This is a genomic window from Streptomyces yatensis (genome assembly GCF_018069625.1).
Classification (GTDB): domain Bacteria; phylum Actinomycetota; class Actinomycetes; order Streptomycetales; family Streptomycetaceae; genus Streptomyces; species Streptomyces yatensis.
This window is the reverse complement of the sequence record NZ_CP072941.1, coordinates 5,403,831-5,415,480: the sequence shown is the minus strand read 5'-3', so window position 1 is coordinate 5,415,480 and position 11,650 is coordinate 5,403,831. Positions and strand designations below refer to the sequence as shown.

Annotated in this window: 13 protein-coding genes and 1 tRNA gene; 5 read left to right on the top strand and 9 right to left on the bottom strand. The window is 69.5% G+C overall.

Annotation, left to right across the window (positions count from 1 at the left end; all coding sequences use genetic code 11):
- Window positions 1-14: 14 nt before the first annotated feature.
- Window positions 15-1,802, bottom strand: a complete 1,788-nt coding sequence (locus J8403_RS22660) for a sensor histidine kinase (protein ID WP_211128380.1) — start codon at window positions 1,800-1,802, stop codon at window positions 15-17.
- Between the two features lie 242 nt (window positions 1,803-2,044).
- Window positions 2,045-2,782, bottom strand: coding sequence for a response regulator transcription factor (locus J8403_RS22655; RefSeq protein ID WP_093463028.1), 738 nt, complete (start codon window positions 2,780-2,782; stop codon window positions 2,045-2,047).
- 266 nt (window positions 2,783-3,048) lie between these two features.
- Here J8403_RS22655 and J8403_RS22650 point away from each other — a divergent pair, with 266 nt between their 5' ends.
- The gene (locus tag J8403_RS22650; protein ID WP_211124764.1) at window positions 3,049-3,927 is read left to right on the top strand and encodes an LLM class F420-dependent oxidoreductase; all 879 of its coding nucleotides are present in this window, start codon (window positions 3,049-3,051) and stop codon (window positions 3,925-3,927) included.
- A 172-nt stretch (window positions 3,928-4,099) separates the two neighbouring features.
- Here the strand turns inward: J8403_RS22650 and J8403_RS22645 are convergent, their stop codons facing one another.
- Together J8403_RS22645 and J8403_RS22640 are read right to left on the bottom strand one after the other, a co-directional pair.
- Window positions 4,100-4,966: an amidohydrolase family protein gene (locus J8403_RS22645; protein WP_211124763.1), complete on the bottom strand. Its 867-nt coding sequence runs from the start codon at window positions 4,964-4,966 to the stop codon at window positions 4,100-4,102.
- A gap of 45 nt (window positions 4,967-5,011) precedes the next feature.
- On the bottom strand, window positions 5,012-5,239 hold the full coding sequence (locus J8403_RS22640) for a hypothetical protein (protein ID WP_211124762.1): 228 nt from the start codon (window positions 5,237-5,239) through the stop codon (window positions 5,012-5,014).
- On the opposite strand from J8403_RS22640, the gene J8403_RS22635 reads away from it, so the two are divergent.
- Window positions 5,238-5,876, top strand: coding sequence for a hypothetical protein (locus J8403_RS22635; RefSeq protein ID WP_211124761.1), 639 nt, complete (start codon window positions 5,238-5,240; stop codon window positions 5,874-5,876). The two genes, J8403_RS22640 and J8403_RS22635, sit on opposite strands and share 2 nt — an antisense overlap.
- Before the next feature lie 115 nt (window positions 5,877-5,991).
- On the opposite strand, the gene J8403_RS22630 is transcribed toward J8403_RS22635, so the two are convergent.
- The 3 genes from J8403_RS22630 to J8403_RS22620 form a co-directional block, all read right to left on the bottom strand.
- Window positions 5,992-6,065: transfer RNA gene (locus J8403_RS22630), tRNA-Met, on the bottom strand.
- A gap of 62 nt (window positions 6,066-6,127) precedes the next feature.
- The gene (locus J8403_RS22625) at window positions 6,128-6,661 is read right to left on the bottom strand and encodes a hypothetical protein (RefSeq protein ID WP_211124760.1); all 534 of its coding nucleotides are present in this window, start codon (window positions 6,659-6,661) and stop codon (window positions 6,128-6,130) included.
- Window positions 6,662-6,846: 185 nt separating this feature from the next.
- Window positions 6,847-7,149, bottom strand: a complete 303-nt coding sequence (locus J8403_RS22620; protein ID WP_211124759.1) for a helix-turn-helix transcriptional regulator — start codon at window positions 7,147-7,149, stop codon at window positions 6,847-6,849.
- Between the two features lie 82 nt (window positions 7,150-7,231).
- On the opposite strand from J8403_RS22620, the gene map reads away from it, so the two are divergent.
- Window positions 7,232-8,014 (top strand): type I methionyl aminopeptidase, encoded by a 783-nt coding sequence (gene map / locus J8403_RS22615; protein WP_211124758.1) that lies wholly within the window; start codon window positions 7,232-7,234, stop codon window positions 8,012-8,014.
- Window positions 8,015-8,203: 189 nt separating this feature from the next.
- Here map and J8403_RS22610 read toward each other — a convergent pair whose 3' ends face one another.
- Window positions 8,204-8,902, bottom strand: coding sequence for a haloacid dehalogenase type II (locus J8403_RS22610; protein WP_246585940.1), 699 nt, complete (start codon window positions 8,900-8,902; stop codon window positions 8,204-8,206).
- A gap of 312 nt (window positions 8,903-9,214) precedes the next feature.
- Here J8403_RS22610 and J8403_RS22605 point away from each other — a divergent pair, with 312 nt between their 5' ends.
- Together J8403_RS22605 and J8403_RS22600 are read left to right on the top strand one after the other, a co-directional pair.
- Window positions 9,215-9,556 carry a hypothetical protein gene (locus J8403_RS22605; RefSeq protein WP_246585939.1) on the top strand — a complete coding sequence of 114 codons (342 nt, stop codon included), beginning with the start codon at window positions 9,215-9,217 and terminating at the stop codon, window positions 9,554-9,556.
- Between the two features lie 57 nt (window positions 9,557-9,613).
- Window positions 9,614-10,162, top strand: coding sequence for a GNAT family N-acetyltransferase (locus J8403_RS22600; RefSeq protein ID WP_211124757.1), 549 nt, complete (start codon window positions 9,614-9,616; stop codon window positions 10,160-10,162).
- Between the two features lie 687 nt (window positions 10,163-10,849).
- Here J8403_RS22600 and J8403_RS22595 read toward each other — a convergent pair.
- Window positions 10,850-11,425 carry a hypothetical protein gene (locus J8403_RS22595; protein WP_211124756.1) on the bottom strand — a complete coding sequence of 192 codons (576 nt, stop codon included), beginning with the start codon at window positions 11,423-11,425 and terminating at the stop codon, window positions 10,850-10,852.
- Between the last annotated feature and the right edge of the window lie 225 nt (window positions 11,426-11,650).

Below are 11,650 nucleotides of genomic sequence, written 5' to 3'. Positions count from 1 at the left end.
CGCGAGCCGCGCTGTCACGGCTGTGTGGTCAGCCTGTGGCCTGCCTGTGAGTCCGTTACGGCCTGCTGAACGCCTTGCTGAACGCCTTGGTGACCGGCTTGCTGAACGCCCCGGTGGACGGGCGGGTGGACGGGCGGGTGGACCGGCAGGTGGACGCCGAACACGGTGCGCCCGGGAACGCTGTCCACCGTCACCCGCCCGTCGTGCGCGGCCACGACCGCGTGCACGATGGCCAGGCCGAGCCCCGTACTGCCCGCGCCGCGGGAGCGCGAGGCGTCGCCGCGGGCGAACCGTTCGAAGACATGCGGCAGCAGCTCGGGCGGGATGCCCGGACCGTCGTCCTCGATCTCCAGCGAGACGTACGAGGGCGGCTGCTGGGGCGGGCCGAAGGCCCCGGCGGCGGCGCGGGCGGCCGCGTACGGCGAGCCGTGGGGCGGGGCGTAGGGCGACCCGTGGGACGGGGCGTAGGGCGAGCCGCCGCCCTTACGGTGCCCACGGGGCCCACCGGTCCCGGGGGACATGCCTGCGGACATGCCGTACGGCGTCCCGTAGGACAGGCCGTGCGGCGCCAGGTACGGCGAGGGGTACGGCGCCGCCTGCGGCCCGCCCCACAGCACCCGCGCCGTGACCGTGGTGCCGGCCGGGGTGTGCGTACGCGCGTTGGCGAGCAGGTTGACCAGCACCTGGTGCAGCCGGGCGTCGTCACCGTGGACGACCGCGGGTTCATCGGGCAGCTCGAGCCGCCACTCGTGGTCCGAGCCGACCGCCCGCGCGTCGCTGACGGCGTCGACGACCAGCGGGGAGAGGTCGACCTCCGCACATTCCAGGGGCCGGCCCGCGTCGAGCCGGGCCAGCAGCAGCAGATCCTCGACCAGCCCGGTCATCCGCCCGGCCTCGGACTCGACGCGGCCGAGGGCGTGCCGGGTGTCGGGCCCGATCTCCTCCCGGCCGCGCCGGGTCAGCTCGGCGTAGCCGCGGATCGAGGCGAGCGGCGTACGGAGCTCATGGCTGGCGTCGGCGACGAACTGCCGCACCCGCGTCTCGCTCTCCTGGCGGGCCGCGAGCGCCGACTCCACATGGCCGAGCATGCGGTTGAGCGCCGCGCCCACCTGGCCGACCTCGGTGCGCGGATCGGCCTCCGAGGCCGGGACGCGCTCGCGCAGCGCCACCTCGCCGCTGTGCAGGGGGAGTTCGGAGACCCGGGTCGCGGTCGCGGCCACCCGGCGCAGCGGGCGCAGCGAGATGCCGACCATCGCGGCCCCGGCGATCCCGGCCGCCACCAGCCCGGCCGCGGCCACACAGAACTCGACGAGGATGAGGGTGTTGACCGTCTCCTGGGTCTGGTCGAGCGGGAAGGCGAGGATGATGCCGCCTTCCCGGTGGTCCCACTGGGCCACGGCCCGATAGCCGCCGAGGCCGGGCAGATCGATGGTGTGCACCTGTCCGTCCAGGGGGACGGCGGCGAGCGCCTTCCGCTGACCGCCGGTCAGGGAGTCCACCCGGCTGTCGACGTCGACGTCGTTCGTCATGGGCGAGTCATTGCTCTTGCCGGACGTGGAGATCTCGCCGTCCTGGCCGAAGCGCGCCCCGACCGTGCCGATGGGCTGACCGGGCGAGGCGACGAAGAGCACGTCGTCGCGGGGGAGTTCGCCCGCCGGGCCCGGCTTGTTCAGGAACCGCCCGACCGATGCGCGCAGATCGTCGTCCACCTGGCCCTGGAGGTAGGACTGCAGGGCCAGGGTCGTGACCGTGCCGATCACCGCGCAGACCACCGCGATCAGTGCGACGGCCGAGACGACCAGGCGGGTGCGCAGGGACCAGGGACGGCGCCCGCCCCGCTGAGCGCGCCGAGCGTGCGCACGGCCCTGCGCCGCTCCCGGGCTCCGGGGCAGGTCGGGGTCGGGGGCCGGCCCGGGGGCGGGAGGAGGTCCGGGCGCGGGGGGAGGTCCGGGAGCGGGGGTCGGCCCGGGGACCGCGGACGTTTCGCGGACACCAGGCGCCTCAGGGACCCCGGACGGCCGGATCGGGGGGTGCGCCACGGTGTCTACTCCCCGGGCTTGATCAGATACCCGGCGCCACGCCGGGTATGGATCATCGGGCTGCGCCCCGCGTCGATCTTGCGCCGCAGATACGAGATGTAGAGCTCGACGACGTTGGCCTGGCCGCCGAAGTCATAGCTCCAGACCCGATCGAGGATCTGCGCCTTGCTGAGCACCCGGCGCGGATTGCGCATGAGATAGCGCAGCAGCTCGAACTCGGTCGCGGTGAGATGGATCTCCCGGCCGCCGCGCGACACCTCATGGCTGTCCTCGTCCAGGATCAGATCGCCGACGGCCAGCACCGACTCGCTGCGCGCGGCCGCCGCCCCCGACCTGCGCAGCAGGCCCCGCAGCCGGGCGACGACCTCCTCCAGGCTGAACGGCTTGGTGACGTAGTCGTCGCCGCCCGCCGTCAGCCCCGCGATCCGGTCCTCCACCGCGTCCCGCGCGGTCAGGAACAACACCGGGACATCGGGCAGTTCGCGGCGCAGCCGCCCCAGCACCGTGAGCCCGTCCATATCGGGCAGCATGACGTCCAGGACCACCGCGTCCGGGCGCAGCTCACGGGTGATCCGGATCGCCTCCGCGCCGTCGCCCGCGGTGCGCACCTCCCAGCCCTCGTAGCGCAGTGCCATCGACAGCAGGTCGGCGAGCGCCGACTCGTCGTCCACGACCAGCACCCGGACGGGGCTCCCGTCGGGGCGCAGCAGCTCGGTACGCCCGTGGGGCGAGGTCGGCATCATGGGCCCTACCCTCCGGGCGGGTCCTGAGAGGTCGCTTTCGGCTGCCTGTGAATTACCTGAGAATCCTGTGGGGCCGCGGAACAACGCCGGAGACACGGAACAGCGACGGGGAACCCGGAACACCCGCGCGGAACGCAGGACGACCTGAGGGGCCCGGAACAACCTGAGGGGCCCGGAACAACCGGAGGGACGCGCGACGACCTGAGGGGCCCGGAACAACCTCAAGGACGCGGAATAAGCGGAAGGACTCTCCGGCTTCCCCCTGTATGAGTTCTCGTCCCGCACTTGGCAAGATCGGCGTCTGGACCGCGGCCCTGAAGACGGATTCCCTACCATCAGAGCAGGTCAGCGAGGTGGCGGCCGAACTGGACGAGCTGGGGTACGGCGCCATCTGGCTCGGTGGCAGCCCCAGCCCGGATCAGGCCGGTGTCCTGCTGGAGGCCACCTCCCGGATCACCATCGCCACCGGAATCCTGAGCATCTGGGACCACGAGGCGGCCCACGTGGCCGAGCGGCACGCCGCGCTCAACGCGGCCCACGACGGCCGCTTCCTCCTCGGCCTCGGCGTGAGTCACAGCGCGCTCGCCGGTGAGCGCTATCGGCGTCCGTACACGGCGATGAAGGAGTACCTGACCGCGCTGGACTCCGCGCCGACCCCGGTCCCCGCCTCCCAGCGGGTCCTGGCCGCCCTGGGCCCCAAGATGCTGAAGCTGTCCCGCGACCGCGCGGCCGGCGCGCACCCCTATCTCGTCACTCCTGAGCACACCGCCGAGGCCCGCGACATCCTGGGCAAGGATTCCGTGCTCGCGCCGGAGCTGAAGGTCGTCCTCGACACGGACCTGGAGCGCGCCCGCGCCACGGCCCGCGGCTACCTCGCCCGCTATCTGGCGCTGCCCAACTACACCAACAACTTCCTGCGGCTGGGCTTCGAGGACGCGGACTTCGCGGACGGCGGCAGCGACCGTCTCATCTCCGCCATGTTCGCCCTCGGCGACGCGGAGGTGATCCGGGCGCGCGTCGACGAGTTCCTGGCCGCGGGCGCGGACCACGTCGCGATCCAGGCGGTGACGGACAGCCCGTTGGCCGACGTCCCGCGCGCGGAGTGGCGCACGCTGGCCGAGGCACTCCCGCTGGACAAGGGCTGACCTCCTAACCCCTCAGCCCTCTCAGCCCTCTCAGCCCTTCACTCCCCCGCCCGGCGCCGAGCTGGCGCCGGGCGGCCCGCGTCACACCCCGAACAGGCGCGACGTCACACCCCGAACAGGCCCGACGTCACACCCCGAACAGGCCCGACGTCACACCCCGAATACCCGCGCCTCATATCCCGAACAGCCGCGCCGCGTTCCCGTAGCACACCGCCCGCAGCCACTCCTCGTCCTGGCCGATCCGCGTCAGCACGTCCAGCGCATGCGGGTACCCGTACGGGATGTTGGGGAAGTCACTCCCGAACAGCACCCGGTCCCCCAGCGCGGCCAGCCTTCCCCACTCCGCCCGCGGAAAAGGCCACCGGCTCTCGGTGAAGTCGGTGAAGGCCATCGTCGTGTCCAGATGCACCCCCTCGTACCGCTCCGCCAGCGCCAGGAAGTCCGCGTACTCCGGCAGACCCATATGCGCGATGATCAGGCGCAGCCGAGGATGACGGGCCAGCACCCGCCCCACCGGCTCCGGTCCGGTGTACTTGCCCGGATCGGGCCCCGATCCGCAGTGGATGACGATGGGCGTCCCGCTCTCGGCGAGCGTGCCCCACACCGGGTCGAGCAGCGCGTCGCCCGGGTCGTACGCCCCCACCTGCACATGGGCTTTGAACACCCGCGCCCCGCCCTCGAGCGCCGCGCGTACGTACCCCTCCACACCGGGCTCGGGGAAGAAGGTCGCGGTGTGCAGACAGTCGGGCGTACGGGCGGCGAACCCGGCCGACCAGTCGTTCAGCCAGCGCGCCATGTCCGGTTTGTGGGGATAGAGCATCGAGGTGAAGGCCCGCACCCCGAACGCCCTCAGCACCGCGAGGCGTTTGTCCTCCTCCTCGCGGTAGGTGATGTGCCAGCGGGGTTCGACGGCGTCGAAGTAGGCCCAGACCTTGTCCAGTACACGCTGCGGCATGAAGTGGGTGTGCACATCGATGAGTCCGGGCAGCCCGAGTTCCTGCCAGAACCGCTGCACCGACACCACGGCGAGATCGTCCATGCGGGTCACGGTAGTTGCCCCGGGCGTCCGCGCTACAGCCTCGTCTCAGGGGCGCTGCGAGTTGATCACAGCCCCAACCAGTGGTTTTGTCACGCCCATGATGATCTGCGATGACAAGATCACCACAAGGGGAACCGACACGGTGAACTGACGCTCCGGCACCGGCGTATCCATCTGGGACCGGCCTGAGGCCACCATGAGGCCACCACCTGAGGCCGACGCCGCCCGCCCGACGTCGTCACCGACCATGACCAGCCACGGGGGACCATCCATGCCCAACCGCCCACCTCGCACCACCCGATTCCGGACCGCTCTCGTCTGCGCCCTCGGTGTCACCCTCCTCGGCCTCGCCACCGCCGGCTGCGAGGACGACACCGCCGCATCCGGCTCCGGCGGACGGCAGTCCGCGACCCGCGCCGACCTGGCGACCGACGGCGACGGCGACGGCGATGGCGGCAAGACGCTCCGGCTCGGCGAGCCCACGTCGATCACCTACAAGCGCGGCTCGGACCATATGCGGGGCGCCCTGCGGGTCACGGCGGTGAGCGCGCGCAAGGGCACCCATGCGGAGCTGAAGAAGGCGGGCACGGAACCGTCCGACGTACGGACGACCCAGCCGTACTACGTCACCATGACCTTCGAGAACGTCGGCGCGAACTCCCTCCACTACCCCTTCCTCAACACCCCCACCGGGCTCGAGGACGCCAACGGTGTGGACGACCAGCCGCTCATCACCGGCGACACCGAGGTGGCGGCATGCCCGGGCAAGGACCCGGACGACTTCGCGGTGGGGGCGAAGGTGTCCTTGTGCAAGGTGTTCCTGGTGCCGAACGGCATACGGCCGTCGGTGGTGACGTACAGCACAGGCGATGCCACCAAGCGGCCGGTGAGCTGGAAGGTCGGGCGCTGACGGCGGCGACGGGGTGGAGGCGGCGGGACGCTGTGGTTCCGGCCGCCGGAACCACGGGATGACCGAACGACCGAGGGCCCGGCACTGGAATAGTGCCGGGCCCTCGATACCTGAGTAGCGGGGACAGGATTTGAACCTGCGACCTCTGGGTTATGAGCCCAGCGAGCTACCGAGCTGCTCCACCCCGCGTCGGTGAACGTAACTCTACGTCGTTCTCCCCGCTAAGGGAAATCCACCCTCCCCACACCGACTCACCGAAGCACCTCGACCACGACCGAGACGGCACCGACGACCGCGCCGTACCCGAAGATCGTCAGCAGCGGCCAGGGCACGGGCCGGGGAACGAGCACCCGCCAGTGGAAGCCGTAGTCCCGGTACTCGGCCATGCCCTCCGTCCCGGGCAGCACCATGAACCGGGGCTGGACCGTGCAGAACAGCCACCAGTCCAGAATCACCAAGTCGAAGAGGGTGAGCACAAGCCAGACCAGCGCCCCGAAGACGAACGCGCGCCAGAAGCCGGGCCCGCCATCGGCCCGGCCGTGCAGATCGATCATGCCGACGATCGGCACAGCGACGAAGATCACCGCGTTCAACGCGCCCATGACCCCGGCCGCCCGCTTTCCCCGCGCGCCCTGCGGGCCGTAGCGCTCGCGGATCGCGGGCGGATAGTCATCGACCAGCGCGTCCCTGGCGACCAGCAGCCCGCCGCCGATCACGGCGGCGAACAGCACCACCAGCACGAGAGCGTAGGAAAGGCTCACCGCGACCAGCTGCCACCAGCTCATGACACCGCAGCATAGAGCAGAAACTTAGGCTTGCCTAACCTCATCGCCCCGCCTGGCCTCACCGACCCTGAAAGTCGAGTTCCGCCGCAAGTCGGCACAAGGTGCAACGGAGCTGCGGGACCGCGGAGCTGCGGAGCTGCGGGACCGCGGAGCTGCGGAGCTGCGGGACCGCGGGGCCCCAAGCCTCAGGAGGCCAACCGCTCGCGCGCGGTGCGACCGACCCCTGCGGGTTCGGCCTCCCCGTCGGACTGGTTGATCTCGGCCCACACCTCATCGAGCGAAAGGCCGAGGACATCGGCGATCGCCGCGATGGTCGGGAAGGCAGGGGTGGCTACGCGACCGGACTCGATCTTCCGGAGGGTCTCCGGTGAGACACCTGCGTCCAGCGCGGTATCGAGCATCGAGCGCTCCCCCCTGGCCCGACGGAGGAGGGCGCCGAGGCGCTGACCGCGCTCGACCTCGGCGGGAGTGAGCGGCAACCTGACCATGGCGCCGATTCTAATACCGGTATAGTAAGCCCGGTATAGTTATTGGTTCCGTGAGTACATGAGTACGTCAGAAGGACGCCGCATGATCGAGATCCTGAGCCCCACCGAACTGACCCGCGCAAAGGACACAGGCGCTCTGGTCGCCGACATCCTGCACACGCTGAAGAGCCGTAGCGCGGTCGGCACGAACCTTCTGGACATCGATCGGTGGGCCAAGGCCATGATCGTCGAGGCGGGGGCGCTGTCCTGCTACGTCGACTACGCGCCGTCCTTCGGACGCGGCCCGTTCGGCCACTACATCTGCACGGCCGTCAACGACGCCGTGCTCCACGGACGGCCGTACGACTACACCCTTGCCGACGGCGACCTGCTGACACTCGACCTCGCCGTCTCCAAAGCCGGAGTCGCCGCAGACGCCGCCATCAGCTTCATCGTGGGCGACGCGAAGCCCCCGGAGAGCGTCGCGATGATCGACGCGACCGAACGCGCACTGGCCGCGGGGATCGCCGCCGCCGGGCCCGGGGCTCGCATCGGCGACATCTCCCATGCCATCGGCACGGTCCTCAGCGAGGCGGGGTACCCGATCAACACCGAGTTCGGCGGTCATGGCATCGGATCGACGATGCACCAGGACCCGCATGTGTCGAACACCGGACGGCCCGGCCGCGGCTACAAACTGCGCCCTGGGCTGCTGCTGGCACTGGAGCCGTGGATCATGGCGGACACCGCCGAGCTCGTCACCGACGCCGACGGCTGGACCCTCCGCAGCGCGACAGGCTGCCGCACGGCGCACAGCGAGCACACGATCGCCATCACCGACGACGGAGCCGAAATCCTCACCCTGCCCCAGCAGATGCGCCCGTGAGACCGGAGCGACCCGTTCCCAGCCGCACACCAGCCGCGCCAACCAGCCGTCCATCACACGGCTGATTCAGGTAGTCGTCACTCCCTGGGCGCGCGACGGCGCAGGACAGCTGGAGTGACGACGGCGAGCGACGACACACACGCCACTCCTCCACTGCCACTGCCCCACCACCGAGCCCTCGGCACAGCGTCAACCGCCATACCGCTCGACCAGCCGGTCGGCAACCGCATCGAGGTCCTGCCCGATGTAGTCGGGCTGCGGGCCGACGTCGAGGGGCGCGTTGCCCTCGCGGAGGATGAGCGCGGACTGCCAACCGGCCGCCGCAGCGCCGATCGTGTCCCAGACGTGGCACGCGATCATGCAGATGCCCCCAGGATCGGCCTCGAGCGCGGCGGCCACTCCCTGGTACACCTCCGGCGCCGGCTTATGGCGCCGTACGGTCTCCACGCTGAAGCGGCGCTCGAAAAGATCGATCACACCCGCCCGCTCCAGCTGCCGTTCAGAAACCTCCAGCGTGTTGTTGGTGAGCGTGAACAGCCGGAAGCCGTGGTCGCGCAGCCGGCGCAGGGCCGCCGGGACTTCGGGATGGGGCGGCATACTGCCAAACCGCTCCGTGAGCTCGGCGCCGTCGGCGTCACTGATCGTGATGTCGCGTGTGGCGGCGAGCATCCGGAGCACGGCACCGCCGATGTCGGCGAACGGAACGTACGCTCCGCTGAGCGTGAGCGCCTCGGAGTAGGTGACCAGGTTGGCGAACCACAGGCGCATGGCGCCGGGGTCGTCGAAAATCCTGTCAAAGGCGGGGCGGAGCGCCTCCAGGTCGAGCAGGGTTTCGTTGACGTCGAAGACCAGGATCGGTCGCTCAGGCATAACGGATCCTTCGTTCACCGGCGGGACAGAAGACCTTCAGGCCGGCGCGGGTCACCAGCACCACCAGCATGTCCCAACACAACCGCGATCGACAGCATCGACAGCGTTCACGGCACGCACGGCACGCACGGCATCCACGGCACGCACGGCATCCACGGCACGCACTGCGAACGATGCGGCCGGGAGCCCGTTGTTCCCGCCGCTCGCGACCGAACTACCAACCGCCGGCCCAGGACGTTAGCCGGGCGTTAGCCGTACGGCGATGGATCACCAGCGGTGCCCGACAGTCTTGTTCTCACGAAGCCGAAACTCCACGTCGAGCGAACGGGAATGAAGATGTTGCACCGCACCACAGTCCGCCACGCCCGCAAGACCGCCGCCGCCATGCTGATCGCCATCGCCGCCTTCGGGCTCACCGCCTGCCAGGACGGCGACACCAACTCCTCCTCCTCGTCCCCCTCCGCGAGCGCCACGCAGTCCCCCACCTCCGCGGCCAAGCCCAGCCAGGGCTCGGACCAGGACTCCGCCAAGAGCACCCCGTCGGGCATCCCCAGGAAGCCCGGCATGCGCTGCACCAACCAGATCGACTACGGCGACGACCCCCGGGACAACGCCACGATCAACAGCATCGGCTCCGACACCGGCTACTGCCCGCCGGTCCAGCACCAGTGAGTTCTCGCAGTAATTCCCGCCTCCGGGGTCCACGAGCAGGCTGCATAGGATCCCCGGATGGCAACCACCAGCTACCTTCTACACGGGCCGCGAGTGGCCTTACGCCACGTCCGCCGTCAGGACTACGACGAACTCACAGCGCTGGCCCAAGAAAGCGCCGAGATGCTCCGCCCCTGGCTCGGCGCCCGCGATCACACGCCGGAAGCTTTCGAGAGCTACCTTGAGCGGATCGAGCGGCCCACCCACGAAGGCTTCGTGATCTGTCTGAACGGCACTGGAGCGATCGTGGGTGGCATCAACATCAACAACATCGTCAGGGGCACCTTCCAGAGCGGGACCGTGGGCTATTCCGCCTACGCCTCCACCACCGGCCGCGGCTATATGACCGAAGGACTGAGGCTCGTGCTTCAGCTCGCCTTCGGTCAGCTGGCACTGCACAGGCTGGAGGCGAACATCCAGCCTGACAACACCTCCTCGCTGAACCTCATCAAGCGCCTGGGCTTCCAGCGCGAGGGCTACTCGACAGCCTTCCAGCTCATCAACGGCGAGTGGAGGGACCACGAGCGCTGGGCCATCACTGCCGAGATGCAACGGCGGTCCGGCTAAGGCACGAACACTTCTGATCCGTAGGTCTCCCAGCAACGTCGCCCAGGTCCGCGTCCCGACCTCATGAGCGACATCTCTTCACCATGCCCGAAAGAGCGTTCCTCAGCTCTTGAGGGCATTTCTTTTGCTCCATCATCAGCCCCCCTGCATACCCGGGAGCGAGTAACGGGTAAGGCCAACAATGAACATGCGCCAGACACTGTCAGGGAATTTCAGTGAGGCGGGGGCCTGTTCATGAGCAGTACGTCACGGTCGCATCAGAACGGCGCGGAGGCAGGGAACACCACCCCTGAACCACAGCGTCACAACGTCAGGCAGATAGCGCACACGCCGCCGTCCCCGGGACCGCTGTCTGAGCGCAAGCATTCGGACGACGAGCGCATCGACCGCCAACTCGCCTCGACACAGGCCAGAATCGATGCCGGAGAGAAGATCCCGACTCCTGGAAGCACCGCGGGCAACGAAGACCGCGACATCCATGAGGAGGAGTGGCGCGCACACGATCGCCACGGCCCCTATGGACAGCGGCGCCGCCGCAAGAATTAACCCGACATGCTCCGCAGGCAACGACCACCGTCACTGGACAACGCAAGAGGCCCCATCCATCTCTGGAAGGGGCCTCTTAGCTGTTTCGCCGCAGAGCCACACCGGGGCGCGGCAAGGGCGTTTCACGCCCAAGACGACGACTTACGGGTGGTACTTCTCCTCGACGACCTCGGCACCGCCGGACTTACGGTCCATGGTGACGCGGACGGTCACGCTGTTGGTCTTGGCGGCCTTCTCCAGCTCGTCCACGGTGCACTTCGCGGTGCCGTAGCCGTCGTCGCCGATGGCCACGCTGCCGTCGGGGGCGGTGCAGATCGCGGCCGCGCCGAGGATCTTCGTGGCGTTGGCGACCAGGAACGCCTGGTCCATGCCTCCGCTCTTGGGCTTGACGATCAGCTTGCCGGGCGCGAGGTACTCCATCGTGCCGACGATCGTGCGGTGGTTACCCGCGTTGGCGACACCGCCCCCGGGGGCGGCGGACTCGCCTCCGTTCTGACCCTGCGACCCAGAGTTGCCCGAGGAGGAGCCGCCGGTGGGCTGGCTCGATGCTTCCTGCGAGGGGGACGCGGTCGAAGAGGCCGAGGAGCCGCTGGAGTCCGCAGCATCGGAGTCAGGCCCGCAGGCCGTGGCCCCCAGTCCCAGCGCCGCGGCGGCGACGATCGTGGCGGCGATGCGGCGGCCGGCGCGGCCGCGGAAGCGGTTGGTGATGGTGCTCATCGTGTCTCCCATTACTGCGTTGTCTTGTCTCGCTCCCGGACGACAATCAGCTTCGAAGACCGCGTTGGCGTTCGACTAACGGATGCCTAATGGAACCCAGCAACGCTTAACACCACGCTTACGCCGATGCGCGCCACACCCACTGACCTGGGAAAACGTCCGCCCCGGACGGAGTCCGAACGCCGTCGGCAGGTGTCGCGTGCCGACGTTGCCGTCAACACCACT

Excerpts from the sequence above, each read along its gene's own strand:
- J8403_RS22655 (WP_093463028.1), bottom strand. The coding sequence starts at position 2,782 with ATGATGCCGACCTCGCCCCACGGGCGTACCGAGCTGCTGCGCCCCGAC.
- J8403_RS22650 (WP_211124764.1), top strand. The coding sequence starts at position 3,049 with ATGAGTTCTCGTCCCGCACTTGGCAAGATCGGCGTCTGGACCGCGGCC.
- J8403_RS22645 (WP_211124763.1), bottom strand. The coding sequence starts at position 4,966 with ATGGACGATCTCGCCGTGGTGTCGGTGCAGCGGTTCTGGCAGGAACTC.
- J8403_RS22635 (WP_211124761.1), top strand. The coding sequence starts at position 5,238 with ATGCCCAACCGCCCACCTCGCACCACCCGATTCCGGACCGCTCTCGTC.
- J8403_RS22640 (WP_211124762.1), bottom strand. The coding sequence starts at position 5,239 with ATGGATGGTCCCCCGTGGCTGGTCATGGTCGGTGACGACGTCGGGCGG.
- J8403_RS22625 (WP_211124760.1), bottom strand. The coding sequence starts at position 6,661 with ATGAGCTGGTGGCAGCTGGTCGCGGTGAGCCTTTCCTACGCTCTCGTG.
- J8403_RS22620 (WP_211124759.1), bottom strand. The coding sequence starts at position 7,149 with ATGGTCAGGTTGCCGCTCACTCCCGCCGAGGTCGAGCGCGGTCAGCGC.
- map (WP_211124758.1), top strand. The coding sequence starts at position 7,232 with ATGATCGAGATCCTGAGCCCCACCGAACTGACCCGCGCAAAGGACACA.
- J8403_RS22605 (WP_246585939.1), top strand. The coding sequence starts at position 9,215 with ATGAAGATGTTGCACCGCACCACAGTCCGCCACGCCCGCAAGACCGCC.
- J8403_RS22600 (WP_211124757.1), top strand. The coding sequence starts at position 9,614 with ATGGCAACCACCAGCTACCTTCTACACGGGCCGCGAGTGGCCTTACGC.
- J8403_RS22595 (WP_211124756.1), bottom strand. The coding sequence starts at position 11,425 with ATGAGCACCATCACCAACCGCTTCCGCGGCCGCGCCGGCCGCCGCATC.